The sequence below is a fragment of the Lentzea sp. NPDC020367 genome (assembly GCF_044387305.1).
Lineage (GTDB): Bacteria > Actinomycetota > Actinomycetes > Mycobacteriales > Pseudonocardiaceae > Lentzea.
This window is the reverse complement of the sequence record NZ_JBIRVV010000002.1, coordinates 428,015-454,509: the sequence shown is the minus strand read 5'-3', so window position 1 is coordinate 454,509 and position 26,495 is coordinate 428,015. Positions and strand designations below refer to the sequence as shown.

The following is a 26,495-nucleotide window of genomic DNA, read 5'->3' as shown; positions in this document are numbered from 1 at the left end:
GAGCGGTGTTCACCGGGATCGTCGAGGAACTCGGCCACGTCGTAGCGACGGAGGACCTGCCGGACGCGGCACGGATCCGCATCGCCGGGCCGATCGTCACCAGCGACGCGAAGCACGGCGACTCCATCGCGGTGAACGGCGTCTGTCTCACCGTCGTGGAGGTGCGGGACGACTCCTTCACCGCCGACGTGATGCGCGAGACCCTCCTGCGCAGCAGCCTCGCGAAGGTCGCCGAGGGTGACCGGGTCAACCTGGAGCGCGCGGCCGCGGTCGGCCAGCGCCTCGGCGGCCACATCGTGCAGGGCCACGTCGACGGCACCGGCACGATTCTCGCGCGCGAGAAGGCCGAGCACTGGGAGATCGTCCACATCGGACTCCCGCCGGCCCTCGCCCGCTACGTCGTGGAGAAGGGCTCCATCACGGTCGACGGAGTCTCGCTGACGGTCGTGACCGTCTCCGAGGACGAGTTCACCGTGAGCCTCATCCCGACGACCCTTGAACTCACCACGCTCGGGCGTCGCACGCCCGGCGACGTGGTGAACCTGGAGGTCGACGTGCTGGCGAAGTACGTTGAACGACTGGCGATCCCGCACCTGCGGGCCATCGCGGGCGAGGAGGCCCAGTGAGCACCGACTTCGCCGACATCGAGCGCGCGATCAAGGACATCGCCGCCGGACGGCCCGTGGTCGTGGTGGACGACGAGGACCGCGAGAACGAAGGCGACCTGATCTTCGCCGCCGAGAAGGCGACGCCAGAGCTGATCGCGTTCATGGTCCGCTACACGTCCGGGTACATCTGCGTGCCGCTGACCGAGGCTGACTGCGAGCGCCTCGACCTGCCGCCGATGTTCCACACGAACCAGGACGCGCGCGGCACCGCCTACACCGTCACGGTCGACGCGCGCGAGGGCGTCAGCACCGGCATCTCCGCCGCCGACCGCGCCCGCACGATCCGGTTGCTCGCCGACCCGACCGCGAAGGCCAGCGACTTCAACCGCCCCGGCCACGTCGTGCCGTTGCGCGCCAAGGCCGGCGGCGTGCTGCGCCGTCCCGGGCACACCGAGGCCGCCGTCGACCTGTCGCGCCTGGCCGGGCTCTCGCCAGCTGGCGTGCTCTGCGAGATCGTGTCGCAGAAGGACGAGGGCGACATGGCGCGCCGCGACGAGCTGGAGGTCTTCGCGGCCGACCACGACCTCGCGCTGATCACGATCGCCGACCTCATCGCGTACCGCCGCCGGGTCGAGACGCAGGTCGTGCGCGCCGCCGAGGCCCGCATCCCGACCGCGCACGGCGTGTTCACCGCGTACGGCTACGACAGCCTGCTCGACGGCATCGAGCACGTCGCGATGGTCTACGGCGAGATCGGTGACGGCGAGGACGTGCTGGTGCGCGTGCACTCCGAGTGCCTCACCGGTGACGTGCTCGGCTCGTTGCGCTGCGACTGCGGCCCGCAGCTCGACGCGGCGCTGGAAGCCGTTGCGGCACAAGGCCGTGGCGTCGTGCTGTACATGCGCGGCCACGAGGGCCGCGGCATCGGCCTGATGCACAAGCTGCAGGCCTACCAGCTGCAGGACGAGGGCGCGGACACCGTGGACGCGAACCTGGCGCAGGGCCTGCCCGCGGACGCGCGCGACTACGGCACGGGCGCGCAGATCCTGGTGGAGCTCGGCATCAAGTCCATGCGGCTGCTGACGAACAACCCGGCCAAGCGCGTCGGCCTGGAGGCCGGATACGGTCTTCGCGTGCTCGACCGGGTGCCGCTGCCGATCTCCCCGAACCCGGAGAACCTCCGGTACCTGCGCACCAAGCGCGACCGGATGGGCCACGAACTGCACCAGCTCGAGCAGTACGAGTCCGTTGTTTCCGCTACGGAGGACAAGGAATGAGCGGCGAGGGCCGTCCAGAGCAGACCAGGCTCGACGGCAAGGGCCTGAGCGTCGCGATCGCCGCGACGCGCTGGCACACCAAGATCACCGACCAGCTCGTCGAGCGCGCCCTCAAGGCCGCCGAGGACGCCGGCTGCGTCGACACGACCGTCGTGCGCGTGGCGGGAGCGATCGAGCTTCCCGTCGTGGTGCAGGAACTCGCACGTCACCACGACGCCGTGGTCGCGCTGGGCGTGGTCATCCGCGGCGGCACCCCGCACTTCGAGTACGTGTGCGACTCGGTGACCGACGGGCTCACCCGTGTCGCGCTGGACGAGTCCACGCCGGTCGGCAACGGCGTGCTGACGACGAACACCGAGGAGCAGGCCCTGGCCCGCGCCGGCCTGCCGGACTCGGTGGAGGACAAGGGATACGAGGCGACCGTCGCCGCGATCGACACGGCACTGGTGCTGCGCGGCCTGCGTCAGCCCTGGACCGAGCGGGGTTTCGAGTGATGACGTCCATCGTGTTGCGTCCCAAGAAGATCCGCCGCGTCGCGTGGGCGTGCGCGGTCGGTCTCGTCGTGGTGTTCACGATCGTGGGGCTGCTGCTGGGCAACACCCCGACCGGTGTGATCTTCCGGACGTCCGACCAGGTCGCCATGATCCTGCTGGGCTTCCTGCTGGCGGGTGGTGTGCTGCTGCTGACCCGTCCCCGCGTCACCGCCGACGCTGCGGGTGTCGACGTGCGCAACGTCGTGACGTCCCACCACTACGACTGGAACGACGTGCTGTCGGTCAGCTTCCCGGACGGCGCCGCGTGGGCCCGTCTGGAGCTGCCGGAGGACGAGTACATCTCGGTGATGGCCGTGCAGGCCGTGGACCGCGAGTACGCCGTGTCGTCCGTGCGCGCGTTGCGTGAGCTGCACAAGGCTGCGCGCGTCTAGACCCACAGACCGAGGATCGCGCCAGCGAGCGTGAGTCCGACGACGTGATAGCCCGCTCCGATGGCCGCGAAGGTGATCGGGGCGGGCTTCGTCATGTCGTAGGCGCCCGTCACGAACCGGACCGGCAGCGCGATGCCGACACCGACGACGAGCCCGAGCAGGATGCCTTCCATGATGTTGTCGGTGTTCGACGCGTTGCCGATCATCGCGGTCGCGAGCGTGATGACGAAGCAGGTCAGCAACGGGACGGCGTAGACGGCCGCGCTCTGGTTCTCCGGAGGGCTCAGGTCCTGGCCGGACGCGTGTTGGTAGGCCCTGCCGAAGGCGTACTCCGCGTACCAGACCATGCCCAGCGCGAAGTAGGTGATCGTGGCCACGATGACGGCTAACCAGTTGAGGTCGCCGAGCACGGTCAAGCTCATGTGGGGTCTCCCGCGGTGATCAGGGTGACTTGGCATCGCGGGGTGCGCGCCCACCGTTACGAGTGCATCAACGGCGAAAGGGCCGCTCACCCAGCGGTGAGCGGCCCTTTCGTCAGGGTTGACTAGCTGCGGACCATCTTGCGCAGCACGTACTGCATGATGCCGCCGTTGCGGTAGTAGTCGGCCTCACCGGGCGTGTCGATGCGGACGACCGCGTCGAACTCGACCTTCGAGCCGTCCGTCTTCGTGGCGACGACGTGCACCGTCGACGGCGTGGTGCCGTTGTTCAGCTCCGTGACGCCGGTGAAGTCGAACGTCTCGGTGCCGTCGAGGCCCAGCGACGACGCGGTGTCGCCCGCCGGGTACTGCAGCGGCAGCACGCCCATGCCGATGAGGTTCGAGCGGTGGATGCGCTCGTAGGACTCGGCGATGACGGCGCGGACGCCGAGCAGCGAGGTGCCCTTGGCCGCCCAGTCGCGCGACGAGCCGGAGCCGTACTCCTTGCCCGCCAGCACGACCAGCGGAACGCCGGCCTCCGCGTACGACACGGACGCGTCGTAGATGGTGGTCTGCGGGGCGCCGTCGGCCAGGAAGTCGCGGGTGAAGCCGCCCTGGACGTCGTCGAGCAGCAGGTTGCGCAGGCGGATGTTCGCGAACGTGCCGCGGATCATCACCTCGTGGTTGCCGCGGCGGGAGCCGTAGGAGTTGAAGTCCTTGCGCTCCACGCCGTGCTCGGTCAGGTACTTGCCCGCGGGCGAGTCGGCCTTGATCGAACCGGCGGGGGAGATGTGGTCCGTGGTGACCGAGTCGCCCAGCAGCGCGAGCACGCGAGCACCCGAGATGTCGGTGACCGGCTTCGGCTCCATCTCCATGCCCTCGAAGTACGGGGGCTTGCGCACGTAGGTGGACTGGGCGTCCCACTCGAACGTGTTACCGGTCGGCGTGGGCAGCGACTGCCAGCGCTCGTCACCGGAGAACACGTTCGTGTAGCCCTTGGTGAAGCCCTCCGCGGAGATCGAGGTCGAGATGACCTCGGCGATCTCGGCCGGGGTCGGCCAGATCTCCGACAGGTACACCGGCTTGCCCTCGGGGTCGTACGCGAGCGGCTCGGTGGTGATGTCCTTGTCCATCGAACCGGCCAGCGCGTACGCCACGACCAGCGGCGGCGACGCGAGGTAGTTCATCTTGATGTCCGGGTTGATCCGGCCCTCGAAGTTGCGGTTGCCGGACAGCACCGAGACGACCGCGAGGTCGCCTTCCTGCACGCCAGCCGAGATCTCCTCCTGCAGCGGGCCCGAGTTGCCGATGCAGGTGGTGCAGCCGTAGCCGACCAGGTGGAAGCCGAGCTTCTCCAGGTACGGCATGAGGCCGGCGCGCTCGTAGTAGTCCATGACGACCTTCGAGCCCGGCGCCAGGGTCGTCTTGACCCACGGCTTGCGCTCGAGACCGCGCTCGACGGCCTTCTTCGCGAGAAGGGCCGCGCCGAGCATCACGGACGGGTTCGAGGTGTTGGTGCACGACGTGATCGCGGCGATCGCGACGGCGCCGTGGTCCAGCTCGAACTCGTTGCCGTCGAGGGAGACCTTGACCGGCTTCGACACGCGGCCGGTCGCGCCCTCGGCGGCGGACTGGAACACCTTCGGCGCGCCCGAGCCGTTGCCACCCTCGTGGATGGCGGCCGGGTCGCTCGCCGGGAAGGACTCGTCGACGGCCTCGTCCACACCGGACAGCTCCGCGGACTCGGTGTGCGCGACGTAGGCGCCCAGAGCCTGGCGGAACGACTCCTTGGCGTTGGTCAGCTCGATGCGGTCCTGCGGGCGCTTCGGGCCGGCGATGGACGGGACGACCGTCGCCAGGTCCAGCTCCAGCGTCTCGGAGAACACCGGCTCGCGGGACGCGTCGTGCCAGAGGCCCTGCTCCTTGGCGTAGGCCTCGACGAGCGCGATCTGCTCCTCGGAACGGCCGGTCAGGCGCAGGTAGTCGATCGTCTCGCCGTCGATCGGGAAGATGCCGACCGTGGAGCCGAACTCCGGCGACATGTTGCCGATCGTGGCGCGGTTCGCGAGCGGCACGGCGCTGACGCCCTCGCCGTAGAACTCGACGAACTTGCCGACGACGCCCTGCTTGCGCAGCATCTCGGTGATCGTGAGCACGAGGTCGGTGGCGGTGGCGCCGGGGGGCAGCTCGCCGGACAGCTTGAAGCCGACGACGCGCGGGATCAGCATGGAGACCGGCTGGCCGAGCATCGCGGCCTCGGCCTCGATGCCGCCGACGCCCCAGCCCAGCACGCCGATGCCGTTGACCATGGTGGTGTGCGAGTCGGTGCCCACGAGGGTGTCCGGGTACGCCTGGCCGTTGCGGACCATCACGACGCGCGCGAGGTGCTCGATGTTGACCTGGTGCACGATGCCGGTGCCGGGCGGGACGACCTTGAACTCGTCGAACGCCGTCTGGCCCCAGCGCAGGAACTGGTAGCGCTCGCGGTTGCGCTCGTACTCCAGGTCGACGTTCAGCTCGAACGCGTCCGGGCGGCCGAAGATGTCGGCGATGACCGAGTGGTCGATCACGAGCTCGGCGGGCGCGAGCGGGTTCACCTTCTCGGCGTCGCCGCCGAGCTGGGTGACGGCCTCGCGCATGGTGGCGAGGTCGACGACACAGGGCACACCGGTGAAGTCCTGCATCACGACGCGGGCCGGCGTGAACTGGATCTCGGTGCTCGGCTCGGCGGCCGGGTCCCAGTTGGCGAGAGCGCGCACGTGGTCGGCGGTGATGTTCGCGCCGTCCTCGGTCCGCAGCAGGTTCTCCAGCAGGATCTTCAGGCTGAACGGCAGACGCTCGGCGCCCTCCACGGCGCTCAGCCGGAACACCTCGTACGAGGCGTCGCCGACGTTGAGCGTGCCGCGGGCGCCGAAGCTGTCCTTGCTAGCTGGTGCAGTCACGTGCAACTCCATAACTGGTGACAGCGCGGTGGTCAGTTCGGGATGGGGGAGAGTCTTCCTCACCTGGTTGACCCCTGCCCCTCGACCCCAAACAGTACGCTTGTCCTGTAAGCCGGTTCAACCCAGGTTGCCCTAAGTCACGAGTCGTGTCCGGTACCCGCCCGGCTTCGGGCGCGCGGAGCTTCTCCGTGGGCTGATCGCGACCGTCGCTGCGGCCGGGATGGCTATCTTGGCGGGGTGCTCCTCGATCAGGTTTCCAAGCGGTACGGGCGCGGGCCCTGGGTGCTGCGCGACCTCACCCTGGAGGTGTCCGGCCTGACCGTGCTGACCGGCGCGAACGGCACCGGCAAGTCGACGTTGCTCAAGATCGCCGCCGGGGTGTTGAAGCCGACGTCCGGACGTGTCTCGCGGCCTGCTTCGGTCGGCTACGTACCTGAGCGGTTCCCCTCCGACGTCAAGATGTCCGCTTCGGCGTATTTGGCGCACATGGGACGGATCCGGCGTGCTGAGTCGAACGACGTGCTGGAGCGATTGGGGTTCGTCGGCTCGATGACGGCGCCGATGTCGGAGCTGTCCAAGGGCAACGCGCAGAAGGTCGCGCTGGCGCAGGCCTTTCTGGCGTCGGACGTGCTGGTGCTCGACGAGCCGTGGACCGGCCTCGACGCCTCGGCGGCCGCCGAGCTGGTGTCGTTGCTGGAGGGACGGGCGGCGCTGGTGTCCGATCACGAGGGACACCTCGCCTCGGCGACACGCGTGGACCTCGCCGGTGGGCACGTGACGATCGATCTCAGCCGTGTGTCCGCTTTGGACGCTCTGGAAGCCTTGGAAGGCGTGCGGTCCGTGCAGGCCCGCGGGTCGTCGGTGCGGGTGGTCGTGGCGCCGGACCGGAGCGATCAGGTGCTCGCGGAGGCGTTGCGGCTCGGGTGCTCGGTGCGGAGTGTGCGGTGATCTCTCTCGTTCGGTACCTCGCCGCTGACGTCTTTCGCGGGCAACGGTATTTGGCGCCCTTGCTGGTGTTCCTCGGTGTGATGGGGATGCTGTTCTCCTCCGACGCCGGGCAGCCGCTGGAGGCGTACTCGGGGTCGTCGGCGTTGCTCTACCCGATCGCGGCGTGGATGGCCGTCGTGGTGGCGACGTCCGAGGACGTGGTGCGGCGTGAGATCACCGTGGTGGCCGCCGGTGGGTGGTCGCGGGTGCTGACGGCGGCCGCGCTGGTGTCGGTGCTGGTCGCGCTGGCGATGGCGCTGCTGGCGGCGGTGTGGCCGGTGGTGACGAACCCGCACCCGTACACGGCGGGCGAATTTTTTGTCGGACTCGCCGCGCATACTGGATGTGCGTTGCTGGGCGTCGGTGTGGGCCTGATGTTCGCCCGCCCCGTTTTCGACTCCATCGGGCGCACCGTGCTGGCGGTGTTCTCGGTGGTGGTGCTGACCTATCCGCTCGGGCGGGCCACTCCGCTCGGGTGGGTGCTGGACGCGCTGGGGCACAACCGGGCGTCGCTGTCCTTGCTGGGGACGGTGGTGGTCGGTGTCGCGCTGGTGGCCGCCGCGGTGGTGGCCGGGGTGCGGCGGGCCTGATGCGGGTCAACGTGCTCGGGCCGTTGCAGGTCGTGGCCGCGGACGGCGCACCGGTCGAGGTGCGCGGTAAACGACTGCGCTGGTTGCTGATCCGGCTGGCGATGGAACCCGGCCACGTCGTCGCGGCGGACCGGCTGATCGCCGACCTGTGGCCGGACGAGCCGCCGGTCGACGGTCCCGCGGCGTTGCAGTCGCTCGTGTCGCGGCTGCGGCGGGTGGTCGGTGCTTCGACAGTCTCGTCGCACGCGTCGGGGTACCGGCTGGAGGTGTCGACCGACGTCGAGGCCTTCGTCCGGACGCGCGACGCGGCCTTGTGGCGCGGGGCGGCGTTCGAGGAGGCGCCGTTCGCTCTCGACGAGGCCGTGCGGCTGGCGTTGCTGCGCGACGACCTGGCGGGGCTGGAGGCCTTGGCGGCCGCGCATCCGTTGCGCGAGGACGTCCAGGCCCGGTTGATGCTGGCGCTGAACGCCGCCGGACGGCGGTCGGACGCGTTGGCGGTGTTCGCGCGCGTTCGAACGGCGCTGGCCGACGAACTGGGCGTGGATCCCGGTGAGGCGCTGGCGGCCGCCCATCTGACGGTGCTGCGCGAGCGCGTCTCGCGGGGCAACCTGCCGGCACCGGTCGGGTCGTTCGTCGGACGGGCCGGCGATCTGGCCGCGCTGGCGGAGCTGTTGCGGGACAACCGGTTGGTGACGCTCACCGGGTTCGGCGGCGTGGGCAAGACGCGCCTCGCGCTGACGCATGCCGCGTCGGTGCCGCAGGCGTGGTTCGTCGAGCTGGACTCGGCGGCCGAACCGCTCGCGGCGCTGGACGCCGCCCTGGGCCCGAACCCGCTGGCGGCCCCGACTTTCTCACGGCTCGGGTCGTCGCTGGTGGTGCTGGACAACTGCGAACACGTCGTGGACGCGGCCGCGGAGTTGTGCGTGCGGCTGCTGGCCGAGGCACCGGACGCGCGCGTGCTGGCGACCTCGCGCGAGCCGCTGGGGATCCCGGGCGAGGTCGTGCACCCGGTGGCGCCGCTCGGCCTCGACCACGCGGTCGGCCTGTTCTCCGCACGGGTCGGGTCCGCGTTGGATCCTGGCGTCGTGCGGCGGGTTTGTGCTGCCCTGGACGGGATTCCGCTCGCTCTGGAGCTCGCGGCGGCCCGCGCCAGGTCGCTGTCGGTGGCGCAGCTGGAGTCGCGGGTGGACAGCCGGCTGCGGCTGCTCGACCGCGGCGCGCGAACCGGACCGGCGCGGCACCGGACGTTGCGGGCGGTGATCGACTGGAGCTGGGAGCTGCTGGACGACGCCGAGCGCGCGTTGCTGGCGCGGCTGGCCGTGTTCGTGGGCGGGGCGACGGCCGCGGCGGTGCATTTCGTGTGCGAGGCAGGCTCGCGCAGGGGTACCCCCGAGCTGGGAACCCCTGCATCACAACGTACTCAGGAGGTCCGACAAGATCAGGATCTCTGGGACACCGAGGACCTGCTCGCCGCGCTCGTGGAGAAGTCGCTGGTCGTGCGCTCGGGTGAGCGCTACCGCTTGCTGGAGACCGTGCGCGAGTACGCGTTGGAGCAGGGCCAAGCCGATGCGGCGAGGCACGCCGCCTACTACGTCGCGCTGGCCGAGCGGAACGAACCGCTGCTGCGCGGCCCGGAGCAACTCGACGCGTTGAAGGTCTTCGACGTGGAACGGTCCAACCTCGACGCGGCGCAGGCGTGGGCGGTCCGGCACGACATGGCCGTGGCGCGGCGGATGATGGCCGCGCGCACGTGGCATTGGCTGGTGATGACCAAGCGGTTCGAGGAGATCCGCCGCTGGGCCGCGCTCACGCCCGACGACCCGCTGTCGGAGGTGCTGGCCTCGCTCGGCACGCCGGCTGCTCTCGCCGCGGCGGAGCGGTTGTGGGAGGAGGACCTTCCGACGGCGCTGTGCGCGTTGATGCTGACGAGCGGTCAGGTCTGGGGTGCGACCGGGCTGGCGGAACGGCTCGAGGTGCTCGCTGGTCGGCTGGAGCGGTCGCCGGACGCGTGGATGCGCGCGTTCGCGGCGCTCGTGCGCGGGCTGGTGGCCGGTGAGTTCAGCGAGGGCTCCGCGCCTCGGGCGGAGGCGGCGTATCGGGACGCGCTCGACGGGTTCCGGGCCGTGGGGGATCGGTGGGCCGTCGTGTTCGGGCTGTCCTGCCTGGTCATGGTGCTGATCAACCGGGGTGCGTTCGCCGAGGGCTTCAAGGCGGTCTCCGAGGCGCGGCAGGTGGCGGCCGAGCTGGGTGAGCCGGAGTCCGTGCTGGTGCCGATGTCCGTGCTCATGCAGACTGCGCGCCTCAAGATCAGGATCGGCGACCTGGCCGGAGCCCGGGAGGATCTGGAACTGGTGCCGGCGTCCTCGTTCGACCTGGATCGGGCGCGGGTCACGCAGGCCTACGGTGAGATGGCGTACTTCAGCGGTGACTTCGAGCAGGCCGTCGCGTTGTACCGGCAGGCGCTCGACGCCACGGAGGACTCGCCCGCGAAGCAGTTCCGCGCCACCGTCCACGCCGGACTCGGGCTGGCGCTGACCCGCCTCGGGCAGTTCAGCGAGGCGGGCGAGCACCACGGCAAGGCGCTCGACACCGTCAACCGCAGTGCCGACGGACCGGCCAGGGCGCTGGTGCTGGAGTGGTACGCGGACTGGCTGCACGCCCAGGGCGACCCCCGCGGCGCGAGGGAGGCCCTGGGCGAGGCGGAACGGCTACGCGGCGGTCCGAGCAGCGACCCGGCGGTGGTGCAGCTGCGTGACCGGGTTCGCGCCGAAGTAGGCGTCGATCGCTGACCGGCCGATCGCGGCGACGTAGCCGTCCGGGCGCACGAGCACCGGGCCGTCCGGGAAGTCGAGCGTCACGAAGTCGGGGCCGCGCAGCAGGTCGAAGATCCGGCCCTGCTCGGTGACGCCGTCGGGCATGCGGTCGCCGGCCCGCAGGCCCTCGCCCTCCTCGGTCCGGTACGACAGCGAGAGTTGCAGCGTCTCGTCGCCGCGGCGCTCGAACGGCTTGCCGGACATCATGATCGCGGTCGTCATGCCCAGCAGCCACTCCGCGACGGGCTTGCGCTCGGACTCGTAGGTGTCGAGCAGCGTCTCCATCGCGAGCTTCCAGCCCAGGTTGTAGGCGTCCTGGATGCCGGTGTTCATGCCCTGCGCACCGGCGGGGGAGTGCACGTGCGCGGCGTCGCCCGCGAGGAACACCCGGCCGGTGCGGAACCTGTCGACCATCCGGATGTTCATGCGGTACAACGACGTCCACGTCGCGTCGTGCACGACCACGTCGTCCAGGCCGGTGCGGTCGCGGACGATCTCGCGGTAGAGCTCGAGCGACGGCTCGCCGTCGCCGGTCGCCTGGAACTGGAAGAGGTCGGTGCCGGGCAACGGGCAGAGGGCGAGCCACTTGTCGACGCGGCCACCCCACTGGTGCCAGTGGTCGCAGTCCAGCCCGGAGACCCGGACGTCGCCGACGAGCATCCGCTGGTCCTCATGGGTCTCGCCGACGAACGACACCCCGAGTTCCTTGCGCACGAACGACTTTCCACCGTCGCACCCGACGAGGTACCTCGCCCGCACGGTCTCCCCGCCGACGACCGCGGTCACGCCGGAGTCGTCCTGGCTGAAGGACGTCAGCGGCTTGTCGTACTCGACGGGCTGGGGGAGTGCCTCGCGCAGGATCTGTTCCACCCGGAACTGCGGGATGAGCATGGTGCTCGCGTACGGGCGTTCGACCGTCGGGGTGCGGCCCTCGTGCACGTCCCACTCGCGCAGCACCTCACGGCCCTTATAGGCGCGCATCGTCATGTGGAACGTGCCCGAGGCCAGCACCGGCTCGATCACGCCCAGGTCGTGGAAGACCTCCATGCTGCGCGGCTGCAGGCCCTTGCCGCGCGAGCCGGCGAACGGCGCCGGTGAGGCGTCGACGATGCGGAACGGGACGCCGCGGCGGGAGAGGTCGAGCGCCAGGGTGAGGCCGGTCGGGCCGGCACCGATGATCAGAACCTGAATGTCCATGACGCCCACAGTCGGCCCACGAACTGCCACGGCCCTGTCACCGCGCTGTTGCGGGTGACAGGGCCGTGGACGACCAGCGAGAACTTACTTCTTGAGCAGCTCGATCAGCGCGTCGACGTCCTTGGGCTCGAAGCCGCGGAACAGCGTGAGCGCCAGCTCGTAGTACGAGCGGACCGGGCTGACGTACCACTTGCCGTCGACCTCGGTGGAGACGACGCCGACACCGGACTTCATGACCGATCCGGCCACCCGGCCGATGATGTCGATCGCCTCGGCGGGGATCTGCTTGCCGCCCTGCTGCTTCAGCAGCTGCGTGATCTCGCTCGCGCACAGCTTCTGGTTGCCCTGGCCGGGCACCTCGGCCGCGTAGCAGTCACCCTCGCGGGTGATCGTCATCGTCTCGCCCTCGGCGGTGATCGAGAGCTTCTTGATCGTGACCTGCTTGCCGCCGGTCACGTCCTTGACGTCGGTCTCCAGCGCGTTGAGCTTGGCACCGGTCGGCTTCATCGGGCCGGCCTCGTCCAGCAGCAACGGGCCGAGGTCCTGCAGCACACCGGCCTCGTCGGGCGGCAGCAGCGCGATGACCTTCGTCAGGTCGCCGTCGAGCGCCGCGTTCACCATCTGCTTGGCGGCGTCCTCGGCGGAACCCGCGCCCTGCGCCGCGATGCCCTTCGCCGGCCACTTCTGCTTCTCCTCCTCCAGGACCGCGTTGGCGATCGTGTAGAAGGCGCTCGGGTACCACTTGTCGCCGACCTTGATCGACGCGATGCCGATCGGCGTGCCGCGCTTCTTCACCTCGGCGGTGATGTCGACGGTCTCGGACTTCGACGTGGTCGTGCTGAACTCGGTGCCGAGCGCGTCCACCAGCTTGTCGGTGAGCGGGATCTTCGACGCGTCCGAGGTGATCGTGATCTTGCCCTCGACCAGCTTGTTGATGGTGAGGTGGTCGTTGATCTTCTCGGCGGCGGCCTCGTCGAACTTGATGTTCTCGCTCTTGAACTCGACGCCCGTCAGCTTGTTCGGGTCGGCGTCGGGCTTGAGGATCTCGAGACGCTTCATCTCCTTCGTCATCGAGTCCATGTAGTCCTTGGACAGCGCGGCCTCGGCGGGCGCCAGCGACGCCATGATGCCGACGACGTCACCGCTGCCCAGCTGCTCGATGAGGTTCTTCGCCGCGACGGCCGGGGTGTCCTGGCCCGCGTTCGTGCCGGGGTCGGCCTTCTTCAGCGCGAAGAACGTGACACCGCCACCGATCAGCAGCAGCACCGCGACGACGGCCGTGACGACCAGGCCGGTGCGCTTCTTCTTCGGCGGCTCGCCGCCCATCGGCGCGTAGCCGTAGGGCTGCTGGTCGAAGCCCTGCTGCGGGAAGCCCTGCGGGCCCGTCTGCGGGTAGCCCTGCTGGGGGAAGCCCTGCGGTCCGGTCTGGGGGTAGCCACCCTGCTGCGGGTAACCGCCCTGCTGCGGCTGCTGCGGGTAACCGCCCTGTTGCGGGTAGCCGCCCTGCTGGGGCTGCTGCGGCTGCTGGCCGTACGGGTTGTTCTGCGGCTGCCACTGGCCGCCGCCGCCACCTGGGTAGCTCACGGTTGTCCTCCCGGAGTAATCACTGCGCTGCGCCTGTTGGAGGTGAGCACCGTGATCGCCCCCACGATCGTCAGTACGGCACCGGCAAGAGTGGTGACTGGTCCGGAGATGCTGATTCCGACCAATGCACCCTTGCTATCCCCTTGGACTGTGGCTAGTAGCGCCACGGTTCCCCCGATCGTGCCAAAGAGAAGGCCGATGCATGCGGCAAACCGTGGAAAACGGACCACGTAGAGACCAATCGCGACCATGGCCAGTGGCGTTAGCCCCACCCAGATCGACGTCACTACGGTGCCCGCCACCCCGTCCAACCCGGCGAGATCACGGAGCGAAAGCACCTCGTAACTGTCCCTCGTGGTCGATCCGGATTTCAGCCACGGCAAGAACGTTCCGGTGATGGTGGTGACCAAGCCCACTGCCGCGATCGCGGCTCCCACTGCGCTGCGCACGGGGACTAGTGTGAACCGATGGCCTCGGAGGCGTGCGCAGCGGCACGGGCGCTGGTCGCGTCCGCCCACCGGATCACGGTGCTGACCGGGGCCGGAGTCTCCACCGATTCGGGCATCCCGGACTTCCGCGGGCCGGACGGGCTGTGGACGCGCGACGCCGACGCCGGGCTCGGAGCGACGCTCGACTCCTACCTCTCCGACCCCGAGGTGCGCAGGCGCTCCTGGCGGGCGAAGCTCGAAAGTCCCGTGTGGACCGCGAAGCCGAACGCCGCACATCTGGCGCTGGTGGAACTGGAACGGTCCGGCCGGTTGCGCACCGTGGTCACGCAGAACATCGACGGCCTGCACCAGAAAGCCGGCTCCGATCCGCATCGCGTGCTGGAACTGCACGGCACGCTGCACGCCACCGTGTGCCTCGGATGTGGTGCCACGGGCCCGATGCGGGACGCGTTGAAGCGCGTGGCCGAGGGCGAGCAGGAACCGGACTGCCCGCGCTGCCGGGGAATCCTCAAGTCCGCCACGGTCTCGTTCGGGCAGGAACTCGACGGCGAGGTGTTGCGCCGCGCCCGCCTGGCCGCCCTGGATTGCGACGTGCTGCTCGTGGCGGGAACATCACTGTCGGTGCAGCCCGCCGCGGGCCTCGTGCCGCTGGCGGCCAAAGCGGGTGCCGAGGTCATCATCTGCAACGCCGAGCCGACGCCGTACGACTCCGTGGCGGCCGTTGTGCTGCACGAACCCGTCGCCGACGTGCTTCCCGACCTCAGTTCCGTTCCTCCATCCGGGGGAGGCCGATTCTCGTCCTGGGGAGATCCGAGCACCTGGTCGTAGGGTCGCTTCATGCGCGTACCGCTGATCACCACGGACTTCCTGGACCGCGCGTCGTTCGCGTTCGGAGCGACGACGGCGGCCATCGACGAACCGGACCAGCCCGCGAAGCCGGTAGCGACGACGACGTACGCCGAGATGGCGACCCGTGTGCGCGCGTGGCAGGCCGGGTTCGACGCACTGGGCGTCGGCGAGGGCGAACGCGTCGCCGTCGTCAGTCACAACTCCGCGCGGATGCTGGAACTGCTACACGCGCTGCCCGGCAGCGGGCGCATCTGCGTGCCGGTGAACTTCCGCCTGCGCCCCGACGAGGTGAAGTACATCGTCGAGCACAGCGGCGCCTCGGCGTTGTTCGTCGACCCCGAGCTGGAACTGGACGACGTCGTGGCGCGCCACCGGTTCACGCTCGGCGAGGAGTCGGAGTCGCTGCTTCGGTTCGATGTGGACCCGCGGCCGTGGAGTGCGCCCGACGAGGACGCGACGGCGACGATCAACTACACGTCCGGCACGACCGCACGTCCTAAGGGCGTGCAGCTGACGCACCGCAACATCTGGCTGAACGCGGTCACGTTCGCCATGCACACCCGTGCGTGGGAGGGCGACGTGTACATGCACGTGCTGCCGATGTTCCACTGCAACGGCTGGGGAATGCCGTTCGGTCTCGCGGGCCTCGGTGTGCCGCAGGTGGTGCTGCGCAAGGTCGACGGCGCCGAGATCCTGCGTCGTGTGCGCGACCACGGCATCACGCTCATGTGCGGCGCACCGGCCGTGTGGAACGCCGTGCTGGACGCCGCGCAGACGTGGGACGGCGAGATCCCCGGCCGTGACACCGTGCGAATCGTGTGTGCCGGTGCACCGCCGCCCTCGCGCACGATCCAGCGCGTGACCGAGGAGCTCGGCTGGGAGTTCCTGCAGATCTACGGCCTGACCGAGACGGCGCCGCTGCTCACCTTCAACCGCGCCCAGCCGGGTCCGGAGGGCGAGGAGAAGGCGAAGAAGCAGTCACGGGCGGGTGCGCCGGCTCTGGGCGCGCAGCTGCGGATCTCCGAGAACGGCGAGGTGCTCGCGCGCTCGAACGTGGTCATGGAGGGCTACTGGGAGAACCCGGAGTCCACCGCGGACGCGATCGAGGACGGCTGGTTCCACACCGGCGACGGCGGCTACTTCGACGACGACGGCTACCTGACGATCTCGGACCGCAAGAAGGACGTGATCATCACCGGCGGCGAGAACGTCTCGTCCATCGAGGTCGAGGACTGCCTGTTCTCGCACCCGGCCGTCGCCGAGGTCGCGGTCATCGGCGTGCCCCACGAGAAGTGGGGTGAAACGATCAAGGCGCTCGTCGTGCTCTCCGGGGAGGCCACCGAGGCCGAGCTGATCAAGCACTGCAAGGAGCGGCTCGCCGGGTACAAGGCGCCGACGTCGATCGAGTTCCGCGACTCGATCCCGCGCACGGCGACCGGCAAGATCCAGAAGTTCAAGCTCCGCGAGCCGTACTGGTCCGGCCGGGACCGCGGCGTCAACTAGGCCGGTCGACTAGGCCATTTCGGCGACACGCCGGAACTTCGATCGTCCCAAAAGGACCACACCGCGTGTTCCACTGTGACACGTGTGGCTGACGGTGCGTTAGTTCCGGATGCGCCGAGTGAGTCCAATTGGTCTAATGCGGTCGGAGGTGATGTCCCGTGTTGACACGACTCTCCGCCGTGGTCGCGGTGTTGATGACGGCCGTCCTCACGGGGACAGCGGCCGCCGTGCCTCCACCGCCGCCGAACCCGAGTGACGCGGAGATCTCGGCGTCGCGGGCGGAGGCGGACGCCAAGGCCGCCCGCGTCGGCGAGCTGACCGGGCGGCTCACGCAGGCCGAGTCACGCCTGCAGGAACTGCTCGACGACGTCTCGTACAAGCGCGAACTCGCCAACAAGGCCCGTGTGGACCTCGAGACGGCGATCTCCGAGGCCGAGACCGCTCGCCGTGAGGCTTCGGCCGCCCGGATCGAGGCCGACGCGGCCTCCAAGGCCGTGGAGAAGAGCCGCCTCGAACTGGACGAGTTCGCCGCCGCCTCCTACGCGCAGGGCACGACCGTCGGGTCGTTCTCCGCGTACATCGGTGCCAAGTCGCCGGAGGACCTGCTGGCCCGTGCCCAGATGCTGGAGGCGGTGTCCGCGTCCAGCCTGAACCGGCTCGACCAGGTGACCCGCGACCAGGGCACCGCCGCGAACCTCGACTCCGCCGCGCGTGCCGCGCTGCAGAAGGCCGAGTCGAAGCAGGCCGCCGCCGACGAGGCCAAGAAGGTCGCCGAGCAGGCCCAGCAGGTGGCCGTGGACGCGCACTCGGCGCAGGCCGCGGCGACCGAGGAGCTGCAGTCCAACAAGGACGCCGTCGAACGTGAGCTCGCCTCGGCGCGAGGTGCGGTCAACGGGCTGGAAGCGCAACGCCAGCAGTACGACCAGTGGACCGAGGCCAAGCAGCGCGAGGACGAGGAGAACGCCCGCAGGGCCGCCGCGGCAGCCGCTGCTCAGGCCGCCCCGCAGGCTCCGGCACCCCGTCCGGCCGCCTCCGCGCCCGCGCCGTCCGGCAACCGCGTGCAGACCGTGATCAACCGGGCGTTGGCTCAGCGCGGTGTCATCTACGCGTGGGGCGGTGGCAACCACTACGGCCCGACGTACGGCGTGCGCGACGGCGGCGTCGCCGACTCGTACGGCGACTACCGCAAGATCGGCTTCGACTGCTCGGGCCTGATGATGTACGCCTTCGCGGGTGCCGGCGTGTACCTGCCGCACTACAGCGGCTACCAGTACAACTCCGGCCGCAAGGTGCCGCTGTCGCAGATGGCCCCCGGCGACATGATCTTCTGGGGACCCGGCGGCGGCACGCACGTGGCGTTGTACCTGGGCGGCGGGATGATGGTGGAAGCGCCGCATTCCGGTGCCGTGGTGCGGATCTCCCCGGTGCGGTACGGCGGCATCATGCCGTACGTGACTCGCGTGCTGTGACCGATGGCCCGCCGGTGAGCGGGCCATCGGGGCACCACTCAGGCGGCGGGCAGCCGGAGCGGGTTGTTCTTCGTGGTCGCCGAACGCAGCCAGTTGCCGTACGGGTGGACCGTCACGCCCTGCGGACCGCGGATGACGACCTCCACGAGGCACCAGTGCGAGCTGTCGCCCTTGTTGTCGAACGCGATGTCGATCGAGCTGATGGCGCCGACCTCGGACAGCGTCCGGTCGTAGACGTCCCTGTCGCCGCGCTCGCGGTCGTCACCGGGGTTGTCGAGGTTGATCCAGCCGGACGACGAGGTGCTGCCGTTGATGCGGGCCTCGACGCGGGAGTCGGTGCCCGCGTCGGGCACGTCGCAGGTCTGGACCTCGATGCGGTACTGGCCCGGTGCGGCCTGGGCGGTGCCCATGGCCAGCGTGCCGGCGAACGCCGCGGCGAGAACGCCGACGGCCGCGGTGGTTGCCACCTTCTTCATGCCTGTTCCCCTCTCGTGGTGGTGCAGTGGGGCAACGGTGGCGGCGGGCGGTTGCGGGACTGTGCGGTGATCATGAAATCCGCAGCTCAGAGATCACGTGCCCAGAGCTGGCCGGTCACGTCGTGGCCGAAGCTGTGCTGGGGCGTTTCCTCGACCAGTTCGAACCCCTGCGCCTCGTAGATCTTCCGGGCGGACGTGAGACCGGCGACCGTCCACAACGCCATTCGTGCGTAGCCCGCGTTCCGGGCGAACTCGATGCACGTGCTGACGAGCTTGTTGCCCGCGCCGTGGCCACGCGCGTTCGGATGCACGAGCAGCACGCGCAACTTCGCTGTCGTGTCGTCCTCACGAACGCAGAGCACGCATCCGACGCGTTGGCCGTCGAGTTCGGCGATCCACGCGCCCTCTCGCTCAGGATCGTGGTCGGCCGCGTAGTCGCCGACGATCTTGGCGACCAACGCCTCGAACGAGGTGTCCCAGGCGAGCTCGGACGCGTAGAGCTCGCCGTGCGCCTGGACCACCCAGCCGAGGTCGCCGGGGTGGCCGAGCGGGCGGATCAGCATGGTCGCCTCCACTGACACGACTGTTTCAGTCATGCCAAGATACTGCCATGCCGTCCGCCCGGGAGACCGAACTGCTCGAAGCCGCCTACCGGTACGTGCTCACCCACGGCCTCGCCGACGTGTCGCTGCGGCCGTTGGCGGCGGCCATCGGGTCGAGCACGCGCGTGCTGCTCTACCTGTTCGGCAGCAAGGAAGGCCTGGTCAGGGCATTGCTGGCGCGGGCACGCGCCGACGAACTGGCGCTGCTCGCCGACATCGGCACCGGCCCCGGCCTCGTCACGCGGCTGTGGGAATGGCTGTCCGCGCCCGCACACCGGCCGTTGCTGACGTTGTGGCTGGAGGCCTACGCGCGTTCTCTCGTGGAGCCGGACGGGCCGTGGGCCGGCTTTGCGCGTGCGACCGTGGAGGACTGGCTGGAGGTGTTGCGCGCCGCTCAGCCCGAGGAGGTGCGCGACACCGCCGCCGGACTGGCGGCGCGCACGCGTGAGCTCGCGTTGCTGCGGGGTGCGTTGCTGGACCTGCTCGCGACGGGGGACGGCGAGCGCGTCACCTCGGCGGTGGGGACTAGTTTTGCGGTGTGAAGATCGTGGTGTTCGGTGCGTCCGGAATGGTCGGTCAGGGCGCGTTGCGGGAGTGCCTGCTCGACCCGGCGGTGGATTCGGTGGTCACGGTCGGGCGTTCGCCGTCGGCCGTGGCGGATCCCAAGCTGCGGCACGTGGTGCACGCCGACTTCGGTGACCTGTCGCCGGTCGCCTCCGACCTGGCCGACGCCGACGCGTGCTTCTACTGCATGGGCGTGACGTCCGCGGGTTTGAGCGAGGCCGAGTACACGCCCGTGACGCACGACTACGCGCTTGAGGCTGCACGCGTCGTCGGCGGCACCTATGTGTACGTGTCCGGTGAGGGCGCCGATGCCGAGAGCAAGACGATGTGGGCGCGGGTGAAGGGACGCACGGAGAACGAGCTGCTGGCGCTGGACCGGCCGGTGTTCGTGGTGCGGCCCGGGTTCATCCAGCCGCGGCACGGGATCACGTCGCGCACCCGCATCTACCGCTACGTCTACTCGTGGTCCTCGTGGCTCATGCCGCTGCTGAAGAAGGTCGCCCCGAAGTTCGTCACGAGCACCGACGAGCTCGGGCGCGCGATGGTGGCGCTGGCCAAGGGCGCCCAGGCGACGCGGGTGCTGCGCAGCGACGAGATCAACCGGATCGCGGGATGACGCTCGAAGAGGCCATCCGCGAGTACCAGGAGGACGGCTACGAGGTCACGCACGTCGTGGAGTCCGTGTGCGGCGGGTGTGGCGAGAAGTCGTTCCACGTGCAGATGACCGAGGACCAGGCGATGCGGCGGACCTGCCTCGGCTGCGGTCTCGCGGAGTTCATCGCCGACTCCGACGAGCACTGGGACGACGATGACGCGGAGGAGTGCGAGTGCACCTGCGGCGGCGAGGAGTTCGCCGCCGCTCTCGGGTCGTCGTGCCGCCCGGACGGCGAGGTGCGCTGGCTGACCGTCGGGCTGCGGTGCCTGAAGTGCGGGCTGTGCGGCGTCTACGAGGACTGGAAGATCGACTACCTGCCGAGCAGGCACCTCATCACCCGAGCCTGACCGCGTCCCGAGTTCGAGATGCCGGTGTCGGACCTCGTCGTTACGCTCGGGTGCCATGGGCGATTTCAAGATCGGCGACACCGTTCAGATCACCGGCACGACGATGACGGGCAACGTCGGCACCGTGGTCCACTTCGACACGGAGCGGGAGAAGATCCTCGTCCGGATCACGGACGTGACCCAGAACTACTTCTCCGCCGATGAGCTGAAGGTGTTCTCCGCTTAGGACTTGAACGCGTCCTCGGTCTTCACGACGCCCGCGGTGCGCCCCGGCGCCGTGTGGTTCTCCCAGTACAGGTTCGTGTGCGCGACGACCTTGTCCGGGGTGGGCGCGCCCCACTCCGACAGGTCCTCGGTCGTGTGCGCGTCGCTGACCAGCTGGGCGTCGTAGCCGCGCACGACGGCGCCGTGCAGGGTCGAGCGGACGCACTCGTCGGTCTGCGCGCCGGACACCACGAGGCTGCCGATTCCCTTGCCCGCCAGCACTTCCTCGAGGTCGGTCTCCTCGAACGAGTCGGCGTAGGTCTTGTGCACCACCGGTTCGCCCTCGGCGAGCTTGAGCTCGGACACGAACTGCCAGCCGTCGGACTCCTTGGGCATGTGCTCGCTGCTGTGCTGCACCCACACGACGGGGACGCCGGCCGCGCGCGCCTTGTCGACCAGCGCGGCGACGTTGGCGACGACCTCGTCGCGGTTGTGGGCGTGGTTCACCACGCCGTTCTGGACGTCGATCACGAGCAACGCTGTGTTGGGGCGGTTCGCCAGAGTCGTCACGCGGTCAGCTTAGGCCGCTTCCGGTGGCGTGCAAGGGCGTTCGTCGACTGTGGACGGCCGCACGCGTGTGGCTCAGCGGGAACGCAGCCGCCGCAACATCCGGGCGTCCTCGAAACCGACGTTGCGGGCGGCGGTCTCGACCGTGGCACCTTGACCGATCAGGTGTTCGGCTCGTTCGACGCGCAACGCCTGCTGGTACTTCAACGGCGTCATGCCCGTCGCACGGCCGAACAACCGCGTCACGGTCCGTTCGCTGCAACCGGCGTGGACGGCGAGTTCCGCGAGCGAGAGACGGTCGGCGAGGCGTGACTCGATGACGTCCTGAACGCGGTGCACGGTCTCGTTGATGTGCGACCGGTGCCGCAGCAGGACACTGGCTTGCTGGTCGTCACCGTTCCTGCGCGCGTAGATGACCATCGTGCGTGCGATCGCGGCGGCAACCGTGGGCCCATGGCGCACGGCGACGAGATGCAACGCCAAATCGATACCGCTCGCGATGCCCGCGGACGTCACGACCCTGCCGTCCTCCACGAACAAGACGTCACGCACGACGTGTGCGGCCGGGTAGCGCCGTGCGAGCTCCTCCTGCAACTCGTGATGCGTGGTGCAACGCCGTCCGTCGAGCAAACCGGCGCGCCCCAACGCATCCGCGCCGGCACACACACTCGCCACCGTGCCGCCGTTGTCGTGGTGCGCGCGCACCCACGCCAACGCGCGTTCGCTCAGATGTCCAGTCCCCACGATCTTCGGCGACCGCCACCCCGGCACGAACACGAGGTCGTCCACGTCGAGAGAGGGCAGCTCACGCGACGCACCCAGCGGCACGCCCTGATGACTGAGCACGGTGTCCATGTCGCCGACATAGGACAGCGCGTACCCGTTCACCAGGTCGGCAGCGCTGGAGAACACCTGCGCCGGCCCCGCAAGGTCGAGCAGGTGCACTCCAGGAACGAGCAGGAAGACGACTCTGGTCACGATCCGGTCAGCGTAGCGACATCCGAGATCCGCGCGAACCGACCGGCCAGGACGTACTCGGTGCGTTCGATGATCTCCTCGACGCCGAGCACCTTCCCGGTCCGCCAGTGCGGCAACGGCGTGGTGGCGGTCGCGTCCGTCACGAACGTCATGTCGAACCCGAGGTCGGACCCGACCCGCGTGGTCGTCTCGCAGCACTGCTCGGTCCGGATGCCGCTGATCAGCAGCTCCCGCACACCCCGCTGCGTCAGCGTCTGCTGCAGGTTCGTCGTGGTGAACGCGTTGTGCGCGGTCTTGGTCAGGATCGGCTCGTCATCGAGGGGCTTGAGCCCGTCGATCAGGCGCACGTGCCCGAGCGCCGGGTCGAACACGTCGCCGGAGCCGGGCTCGGAGTGCAGCACCCACACCACCAGGTCGCCGGCGTCGCGGCTCAGGTCGACCAGCTGGTTCACGTTGCCCACGACGTCCGGGTTGGACACCTCGGCCCAGTTGGGGCGCTGGCGGAACGACTCCTGCACGTCGATGACGATCAATGCTCGCTTCATGTCCTCCAGCCTGGCGGGTTCGAAGATCGCGGAACAGGCACGGGCCGGGCGAGGAGCGGACGGATCCGGTCACCGTGCGAAGATCGCGGACGTGAAGCTGCGCGTGCTGGCGGGCGATCCCGCGGATCCGGCTCTGGGGGCCGAGGTCGAGGTGACCGCGGGTGACGGCCCGAGGAGCGGCCTCGCCGTGCCGTACCTGCGCCTGACCGGCAGCCGCGGCAGCCGGGAGATCCTGGTCGGCGAGGCACGGGTCACCGCGACGCACGTCGAGATCGCGGTCAGCGCCACCTGGAACGAGACCGGCGGCTGGCACCGGGAGTCCTGGAACGGCGAGGTGCTGGGCGAGACCCTCGCGCACCCCGCTCACCCGGTCCGGTCCCACCAGCGGGACGTCTCCATCGCCAAGGGCGTCGCCGAGGGATCGCGCAACGCCGTCGGCGAGCTGCGGCAGCTGCGCTACGAGATGGAACGCCAGGTCGCCGACCTGCTGACCGAGCGCGGGAACGCGACGCTCCGGCTGATCATGGCCCAGCTCGTCGAACTGTCGATCGCGTTCAGCCGTGCCCGTGACTTCGCCCGTGAGGCCATCCGCGAGCAGCTCTGGATGCGCGACGGCGGCGCGTTGCCGCACTGCCAGGCGATGGACGCCGAGCTCGGTGACGAGATGACGCGCCTGCAGTCGTTGCTGGGCAGCGTGTCGACGCTCGCCGTGGCCCAGGACGGCGAGGCGCAGCAACGGTTCAACATGCTCGCCGCCGCCGCTGCCGCCGGACTGGGTCTGCCCGCCCTGATCCTGTCGCTGTACGGCGCGGACGAGTACCTGCCGTTCACGTGGGACAAGGCGTGGCGGGCGCTGACCCCGATCGCGGGCGTCCTGACGGTGGCCGCCGGGATCATCCTGAGCCGCATGCCAGGAGGCACCACCGGGAAGCACTACCTGGTGGCCGCCGGACTCATCACCGGCCTGATCGCGGTGCTGCTGATCGCCGGATTCCTGGCTCCCGGCTAGAGGGGGCGGCGGCCCGCGAACCCCAGGTCCGTCCGGTGGTACCAGGCCAGTTCGCGGTCGCCCTCGAGCCAGCACAGCAGCACCGGCACACCGTCCATCTCCGACGGGAAGTCCACCAGCAGCGGCGCGAAGCCCTTCAGCTCGGCACCGGTTCCCTGCACGGTCTCCATCAGCTCGTCCAGCCGGGCCTGCGCGGCCTTGAACTCCGGCAGCCCGCCCAGCGAGGACCCGCCGACGGCGAGTTCGGCGGCGTCGGCCCGCAGGCGCACGATCTCGTCCAGCGCCGGCAACAGGCGCGCGAGTTCGGTCCTGGCTTCGGAGAGGCTGAACAGTCCCACGGCTACAAGGCTGGCACAGTGGCGGGAATGACGTGGCGACTGGGTGACCTCACCGTGAACCGGATCGGGTTCGGCGCGATGCGGCTGCCGCAGCGGGGGACGGCGTTCGACCGCCGGGCCGAGCCGCGCGACCGCGGGCAGGCGATCGAGGTGCTGCGCAGGGCCGTGGAGCTCGGGGTCGACCACATCGACACGGCCGCCTTCTACTTCTCCGCCACGCGGTCGGCGAACGAGCTGATCAACAGCGCGCTCTCGCCGTACCCGGAGGACCTGGTGATCGTCACCAAGGTGGGGCCCGGCCGCACGCCGCAGGGGGAGTGGCTGCCGCTCGCGACGCCGAGGCAGCTGCGGGGACAGGTCGAGGAGAACCTGCGGCAGCTCGGCCGCGACCACCTCGACGTGGTCAACCTGCGGGTGAGCGCGCTCGACGACCTCAGCGCGCACTTCGAGCAGCTCGCGGCACTCCAGCAGGACGGCCTGATCCGGCACCTCGGGCTGTCCAACGTCAAACCGCACCACCTCGACCAGGCACAACGGATCGCACCCGTGGTGTGCGTGCAGAACTCCTACGGCCTCGGGCACCACCCGGAGCAGGACGACTTCGTCGGCGTCTGCGGCGAGCGGGGCGTCGCGTACGTGCCGTTCTTCGCGCTCACCGGTGCCAACCAGGAGGCCGGGACGTCGGCCGACGACGACGTGGTCACCGAGATCGCCCATGCCCGCGACGCCTCGCCCGCGCAGATCCGGCTGGCGTGGACGCTCGCCAGGGGGCCGCACGTGCTTGTCATCCCCGGCACGGGCGACCCGGAGCACCTGCGGCAGAACGTCGAGGCGGGGCGGCTGAGCCTCACCACGGACGAGCTCACCCGCCTCGACGCCGCACACCTCAACGGGAGCTGATCCGCCGGAACAGCCAGGTCGCCCACCCGAACGCCACCACCAGCAGGCCACCCGACCACGCCAGTGCGAGCCAGCCCGACCCCACGGGCTGGTCGGTCAGCAGAGCGCGCACGGTCTCGATGACCGGCGTGATCGGCTGATGTTCGCTGACGGCGCGCAGCCAGGACGGCATCGTCGCCACCGGCACGAACGCGCTGCTCAGGTACGGGATGAACAGCATGAAGAACCCGAGCAGGCTGGCCGACTCGACGGTCCGCGCGATCACACCGAAGCCCGCCGCGAGCCACGACAACGCCAGCACGTAGAGCAGCAGCAGGCCCATCGCCAGGATCCAGGACCCCAGCGACGCCGTGGGCCGGAAGCCCATCAGCAAGGCCACCAGCACCACCGCGAACGTCGCCAGGGCGTTGCGGGCGACCGACGCGGCGACGTGGCCGGTCAGCACGGTGAAACCGCCGATCGGCATCGAGCGGAACCGGTCGACCACGCCCTTCTTCATGTCGTCGGCCACGGACATCGCGGTGGACGTGGCGCCGTAACCGGTGCACAGCACGAGGATGCCGGGCACCACGTAGTCCACATAGGACTGGGTTGAGCTGATCGCGCCGCCGAACACGTAGACGAACAACGCCATCATCAGCACCGGCAACACGATCGCCATGATCAGCGTGTCGAGGTTGCGGCGGCTCAGCCGGATGCCGCGGCCGATCATCGTCAGCGGGACGGTCATGCCGCCACCGCCGTCAGCGTGGTGAACACGTCGTCCAGAGTCGGGCGGTGCGCGGACACCCGCGACACGCTCACCCGTGCCGCCAGCAGGTCGTCCAGCACGCGGTGCAGGTGAACCGCACTGCCGTCGGACGGCACTCCCAGCGTCAGCCCGTCGGCCACCCCGCCGACCACGGCCTGGGCTCGCGACGCGTCCTCGGCGCACGAGAAGGTCAGGTCCAGGCGGGTGCCGCCGACCGAGTTCTTCAACGCGTCCGCGGTGCCGTCCGCGACGACGCCTCCGTTGTGCAGCACCACGATCCGGCCGGCGAGGCGGTCGGCCTCCTCCAGGTACTGGGTGGTGAGGAAGATCGTCACGCCGTCGCGCACCAGGTCGCCGATCGCGTCCCACATCGTCGTGCGGCTCACCGGGTCGAGGCCGGTGGTCGGCTCGTCCAGGAACAGCAGCCGCGGCCGCGCCACCAGGCTCATCGCGAGGTCCAGGCGCCGGCGCATGCCGCCGGAGTAGGTGCGCACCCGCCGATCCGCCGCGTCGACCAGGTCGAACCGCTCCAGCAGTGCGACGGCCCGCGCCCGAGCCGCCGGCCGGGCGAAACGGCGCAGCCGGGCGATCATGACCAGGTTCTCCCGGCCGGTCTGCTCCTCGTCCACCGCCGCGTACTGGCCGGTCAGGCTGATCACGCCGCGCACGGCGGCGGCCTCTCTCGTCACGTCGAACCCGCACACGCGGGCCGCGCCGCCGTCGGGCCTGGTCAGCGTGCTCAGGATGCGGATCGCGGTGGTCTTGCCCGCGCCGTTGGGCCCGAGCAACGCGAGCACGGATCCTTCCGCGACCTTCAGGTCCAGGCCGTTCAGCACGGTGTTCGAGCCGTATCTCTTCGTCAGGCCCTCTGTCTCGACGATCATGGAACCCCCTTTTATGCGTACCTCATACGCAAAACCTGAATTAGCGTATGATATACGCATCTG

29 protein-coding genes are annotated in these 26,495 nt (G+C 69.8%); 16 read left to right on the top strand and 13 right to left on the bottom strand.

Annotation, left to right across the window (positions count from 1 at the left end; all coding sequences use genetic code 11):
* Positions 1-5 precede the first annotated feature (5 nt).
* Genes ACH413_RS09220 through ACH413_RS09205 form a run of 4 tightly spaced genes read left to right on the top strand, consistent with a single transcriptional unit; the run spans position 6 to position 2,810 of the window.
* Entirely contained in the window at positions 6-626 is a 621-nt protein-coding gene (locus ACH413_RS09220; RefSeq protein ID WP_360032821.1) for a riboflavin synthase, read from the top strand.
* Positions 623-1,885: a bifunctional 3,4-dihydroxy-2-butanone-4-phosphate synthase/GTP cyclohydrolase II gene (locus ACH413_RS09215; protein ID WP_360032823.1), complete on the top strand. Its 1,263-nt coding sequence runs from the start codon at positions 623-625 to the stop codon at positions 1,883-1,885. Before ACH413_RS09220 ends, ACH413_RS09215 begins: the two co-directional genes overlap by 4 nt.
* Complete coding sequence (gene ribH / locus ACH413_RS09210) at positions 1,882-2,379, top strand: 6,7-dimethyl-8-ribityllumazine synthase (protein WP_086665621.1); 498 nt, start codon at positions 1,882-1,884, stop codon at positions 2,377-2,379. Before ACH413_RS09215 ends, ribH begins: the two co-directional genes overlap by 4 nt.
* Complete coding sequence (locus tag ACH413_RS09205; protein ID WP_360032827.1) at positions 2,379-2,810, top strand: PH domain-containing protein; 432 nt, start codon at positions 2,379-2,381, stop codon at positions 2,808-2,810. Before ribH ends, ACH413_RS09205 begins: the two co-directional genes overlap by 1 nt.
* Here ACH413_RS09205 and ACH413_RS09200 read toward each other — a convergent pair.
* Together ACH413_RS09200 and ACH413_RS09195 are read right to left on the bottom strand one after the other, a co-directional pair.
* Positions 2,807-3,232: a DUF1761 domain-containing protein gene (locus tag ACH413_RS09200; RefSeq protein WP_360032830.1), complete on the bottom strand. Its 426-nt coding sequence runs from the start codon at positions 3,230-3,232 to the stop codon at positions 2,807-2,809. The genes ACH413_RS09205 and ACH413_RS09200 overlap by 4 nt on opposite strands.
* A gap of 122 nt (positions 3,233-3,354) precedes the next feature.
* The gene (locus ACH413_RS09195; protein WP_360032833.1) at positions 3,355-6,171 is read right to left on the bottom strand and encodes an aconitate hydratase; all 2,817 of its coding nucleotides are present in this window, start codon (positions 6,169-6,171) and stop codon (positions 3,355-3,357) included.
* Between the two features lie 237 nt (positions 6,172-6,408).
* On the opposite strand from ACH413_RS09195, the gene ACH413_RS09190 reads away from it, so the two are divergent.
* The 3 genes from ACH413_RS09190 to ACH413_RS09180 are packed head-to-tail and all read left to right on the top strand — an operon-like array spanning position 6,409 to position 10,537.
* Positions 6,409-7,119, top strand: coding sequence for an ATP-binding cassette domain-containing protein (locus ACH413_RS09190; RefSeq protein ID WP_360032836.1), 711 nt, complete (start codon positions 6,409-6,411; stop codon positions 7,117-7,119).
* The gene (locus tag ACH413_RS09185) at positions 7,116-7,748 is read left to right on the top strand and encodes a hypothetical protein (RefSeq protein ID WP_360032838.1); all 633 of its coding nucleotides are present in this window, start codon (positions 7,116-7,118) and stop codon (positions 7,746-7,748) included. The genes ACH413_RS09190 and ACH413_RS09185 overlap by 4 nt, the downstream gene beginning before the upstream one ends.
* Positions 7,748-10,537, top strand: coding sequence for a BTAD domain-containing putative transcriptional regulator (locus tag ACH413_RS09180; protein ID WP_360032840.1), 2,790 nt, complete (start codon positions 7,748-7,750; stop codon positions 10,535-10,537). The genes ACH413_RS09185 and ACH413_RS09180 overlap by 1 nt, the downstream gene beginning before the upstream one ends.
* Here the strand turns inward: ACH413_RS09180 and ACH413_RS09175 are convergent.
* From ACH413_RS09175 to ACH413_RS09165, 3 genes are all read right to left on the bottom strand, one after another.
* Positions 10,457-11,758 (bottom strand): FAD-dependent monooxygenase, encoded by a 1,302-nt coding sequence (locus ACH413_RS09175; protein ID WP_360032843.1) that lies wholly within the window; start codon positions 11,756-11,758, stop codon positions 10,457-10,459. The two genes, ACH413_RS09180 and ACH413_RS09175, sit on opposite strands and share 81 nt — an antisense overlap.
* 84 nt (positions 11,759-11,842) lie before the next feature.
* A complete protein-coding gene (locus ACH413_RS09170) occupies positions 11,843-13,342 on the bottom strand; it encodes a flagellar basal body protein FliL (RefSeq protein WP_360032846.1) in 1,500 nt (499 codons plus the stop codon).
* A complete protein-coding gene (locus ACH413_RS09165; protein ID WP_360032848.1) occupies positions 13,339-13,791 on the bottom strand; it encodes a hypothetical protein in 453 nt (150 codons plus the stop codon). Before ACH413_RS09165 ends, ACH413_RS09170 begins: the two co-directional genes overlap by 4 nt.
* A gap of 18 nt (positions 13,792-13,809) precedes the next feature.
* On the opposite strand from ACH413_RS09165, the gene ACH413_RS09160 reads away from it, so the two are divergent.
* From ACH413_RS09160 to ACH413_RS09150, 3 genes are all read left to right on the top strand, one after another.
* Positions 13,810-14,619: a Sir2 family NAD-dependent protein deacetylase gene (locus ACH413_RS09160; RefSeq protein WP_360032850.1), complete on the top strand. Its 810-nt coding sequence runs from the start codon at positions 13,810-13,812 to the stop codon at positions 14,617-14,619.
* A 9-nt stretch (positions 14,620-14,628) separates the two neighbouring features.
* On the top strand, positions 14,629-16,143 hold the full coding sequence (locus ACH413_RS09155) for an AMP-binding protein (RefSeq protein ID WP_360032853.1): 1,515 nt from the start codon (positions 14,629-14,631) through the stop codon (positions 16,141-16,143).
* 158 nt (positions 16,144-16,301) lie between these two features.
* Positions 16,302-17,612, top strand: a complete 1,311-nt coding sequence (locus ACH413_RS09150; protein WP_360032856.1) for an NlpC/P60 family protein — start codon at positions 16,302-16,304, stop codon at positions 17,610-17,612.
* 38 nt (positions 17,613-17,650) lie between these two features.
* Here ACH413_RS09150 and ACH413_RS09145 read toward each other — a convergent pair whose 3' ends face one another.
* Positions 17,651-18,088, bottom strand: a complete 438-nt coding sequence (locus tag ACH413_RS09145; protein WP_360032859.1) for a PLAT/LH2 domain-containing protein — start codon at positions 18,086-18,088, stop codon at positions 17,651-17,653.
* 86 nt (positions 18,089-18,174) lie between these two features.
* Positions 18,175-18,684 (bottom strand): GNAT family N-acetyltransferase, encoded by a 510-nt coding sequence (locus ACH413_RS09140; protein ID WP_360032862.1) that lies wholly within the window; start codon positions 18,682-18,684, stop codon positions 18,175-18,177.
* A 14-nt stretch (positions 18,685-18,698) separates the two neighbouring features.
* Here ACH413_RS09140 and ACH413_RS09135 point away from each other — a divergent pair, with 14 nt between their 5' ends.
* From ACH413_RS09135 to ACH413_RS09120, 4 genes are read left to right on the top strand one after another with little or no spacing between them, the layout of a single operon-like run.
* Entirely contained in the window at positions 18,699-19,232 is a 534-nt protein-coding gene (locus ACH413_RS09135; RefSeq protein ID WP_360032865.1) for a TetR/AcrR family transcriptional regulator, read from the top strand.
* Positions 19,229-19,870, top strand: a complete 642-nt coding sequence (locus tag ACH413_RS09130; protein ID WP_360032868.1) for an epimerase — start codon at positions 19,229-19,231, stop codon at positions 19,868-19,870. Before ACH413_RS09135 ends, ACH413_RS09130 begins: the two co-directional genes overlap by 4 nt.
* Positions 19,867-20,256, top strand: coding sequence for a hypothetical protein (locus ACH413_RS09125; RefSeq protein ID WP_360032871.1), 390 nt, complete (start codon positions 19,867-19,869; stop codon positions 20,254-20,256). Before ACH413_RS09130 ends, ACH413_RS09125 begins: the two co-directional genes overlap by 4 nt.
* A 55-nt stretch (positions 20,257-20,311) precedes the next feature.
* On the top strand, positions 20,312-20,482 hold the full coding sequence (locus tag ACH413_RS09120) for a hypothetical protein (RefSeq protein WP_360032874.1): 171 nt from the start codon (positions 20,312-20,314) through the stop codon (positions 20,480-20,482).
* On the opposite strand, the gene ACH413_RS09115 is transcribed toward ACH413_RS09120, so the two are convergent.
* The 3 genes from ACH413_RS09115 to ACH413_RS09105 form a co-directional block, all read right to left on the bottom strand.
* Complete coding sequence (locus ACH413_RS09115) at positions 20,479-21,030, bottom strand: cysteine hydrolase family protein (protein WP_360032877.1); 552 nt, start codon at positions 21,028-21,030, stop codon at positions 20,479-20,481. The two genes, ACH413_RS09120 and ACH413_RS09115, sit on opposite strands and share 4 nt — an antisense overlap.
* A 72-nt stretch (positions 21,031-21,102) precedes the next feature.
* A complete protein-coding gene (locus tag ACH413_RS09110; RefSeq protein WP_360032880.1) occupies positions 21,103-22,005 on the bottom strand; it encodes a DJ-1/PfpI family protein in 903 nt (300 codons plus the stop codon).
* The gene (locus ACH413_RS09105) at positions 22,002-22,550 is read right to left on the bottom strand and encodes an isochorismatase family protein (RefSeq protein WP_360032883.1); all 549 of its coding nucleotides are present in this window, start codon (positions 22,548-22,550) and stop codon (positions 22,002-22,004) included. The genes ACH413_RS09110 and ACH413_RS09105 overlap by 4 nt, the downstream gene beginning before the upstream one ends.
* Between ACH413_RS09105 and ACH413_RS09100 the strand changes: the two genes are divergently transcribed.
* Positions 22,549-23,559, top strand: a complete 1,011-nt coding sequence (locus tag ACH413_RS09100) for a hypothetical protein (protein ID WP_360032885.1) — start codon at positions 22,549-22,551, stop codon at positions 23,557-23,559. The genes ACH413_RS09105 and ACH413_RS09100 overlap by 2 nt on opposite strands.
* Here the strand turns inward: ACH413_RS09100 and ACH413_RS09095 are convergent.
* Positions 23,556-23,897 carry a DUF2203 domain-containing protein gene (locus tag ACH413_RS09095; protein ID WP_360032888.1) on the bottom strand — a complete coding sequence of 114 codons (342 nt, stop codon included), beginning with the start codon at positions 23,895-23,897 and terminating at the stop codon, positions 23,556-23,558. The genes ACH413_RS09100 and ACH413_RS09095 overlap by 4 nt on opposite strands.
* Before the next feature lie 27 nt (positions 23,898-23,924).
* Between ACH413_RS09095 and ACH413_RS09090 the strand changes: the two genes are divergently transcribed.
* Entirely contained in the window at positions 23,925-24,797 is an 873-nt protein-coding gene (locus ACH413_RS09090; RefSeq protein WP_360032891.1) for an oxidoreductase, read from the top strand.
* Here the strand turns inward: ACH413_RS09090 and ACH413_RS09085 are convergent.
* Entirely contained in the window at positions 24,784-25,527 is a 744-nt protein-coding gene (locus ACH413_RS09085; protein WP_360032894.1) for an ABC transporter permease, read from the bottom strand. The two genes, ACH413_RS09090 and ACH413_RS09085, sit on opposite strands and share 14 nt — an antisense overlap.
* On the bottom strand, positions 25,524-26,432 hold the full coding sequence (locus ACH413_RS09080; RefSeq protein ID WP_360032897.1) for an ATP-binding cassette domain-containing protein: 909 nt from the start codon (positions 26,430-26,432) through the stop codon (positions 25,524-25,526). The genes ACH413_RS09085 and ACH413_RS09080 overlap by 4 nt, the downstream gene beginning before the upstream one ends.
* Positions 26,433-26,495 lie beyond the last annotated feature (63 nt).

Coding starts and splice junctions, on each gene's coding strand:
- ribH (WP_086665621.1), top strand. CDS start 1,882: ATGAGCGGCGAGGGCCGTCCAGAGCAGACCAGGCTCGACGGCAAGGGC.
- ACH413_RS09205 (WP_360032827.1), top strand. CDS start 2,379: ATGACGTCCATCGTGTTGCGTCCCAAGAAGATCCGCCGCGTCGCGTGG.
- ACH413_RS09200 (WP_360032830.1), bottom strand. CDS start 3,232: ATGAGCTTGACCGTGCTCGGCGACCTCAACTGGTTAGCCGTCATCGTG.
- ACH413_RS09180 (WP_360032840.1), top strand. CDS start 7,748: ATGCGGGTCAACGTGCTCGGGCCGTTGCAGGTCGTGGCCGCGGACGGC.
- ACH413_RS09175 (WP_360032843.1), bottom strand. CDS start 11,758: ATGGACATTCAGGTTCTGATCATCGGTGCCGGCCCGACCGGCCTCACC.
- ACH413_RS09160 (WP_360032850.1), top strand. CDS start 13,810: ATGGCCTCGGAGGCGTGCGCAGCGGCACGGGCGCTGGTCGCGTCCGCC.
- ACH413_RS09155 (WP_360032853.1), top strand. CDS start 14,629: ATGCGCGTACCGCTGATCACCACGGACTTCCTGGACCGCGCGTCGTTC.
- ACH413_RS09145 (WP_360032859.1), bottom strand. CDS start 18,088: ATGAAGAAGGTGGCAACCACCGCGGCCGTCGGCGTTCTCGCCGCGGCG.
- ACH413_RS09140 (WP_360032862.1), bottom strand. CDS start 18,684: ATGACTGAAACAGTCGTGTCAGTGGAGGCGACCATGCTGATCCGCCCG.
- ACH413_RS09135 (WP_360032865.1), top strand. CDS start 18,699: ATGCCGTCCGCCCGGGAGACCGAACTGCTCGAAGCCGCCTACCGGTAC.
- ACH413_RS09125 (WP_360032871.1), top strand. CDS start 19,867: ATGACGCTCGAAGAGGCCATCCGCGAGTACCAGGAGGACGGCTACGAG.
- ACH413_RS09120 (WP_360032874.1), top strand. CDS start 20,312: ATGGGCGATTTCAAGATCGGCGACACCGTTCAGATCACCGGCACGACG.
- ACH413_RS09100 (WP_360032885.1), top strand. CDS start 22,549: ATGTCCTCCAGCCTGGCGGGTTCGAAGATCGCGGAACAGGCACGGGCC.
- ACH413_RS09105 (WP_360032883.1), bottom strand. CDS start 22,550: ATGAAGCGAGCATTGATCGTCATCGACGTGCAGGAGTCGTTCCGCCAG.
- ACH413_RS09090 (WP_360032891.1), top strand. CDS start 23,925: ATGACGTGGCGACTGGGTGACCTCACCGTGAACCGGATCGGGTTCGGC.
- ACH413_RS09085 (WP_360032894.1), bottom strand. CDS start 25,527: ATGACCGTCCCGCTGACGATGATCGGCCGCGGCATCCGGCTGAGCCGC.
- ACH413_RS09080 (WP_360032897.1), bottom strand. CDS start 26,432: ATGATCGTCGAGACAGAGGGCCTGACGAAGAGATACGGCTCGAACACC.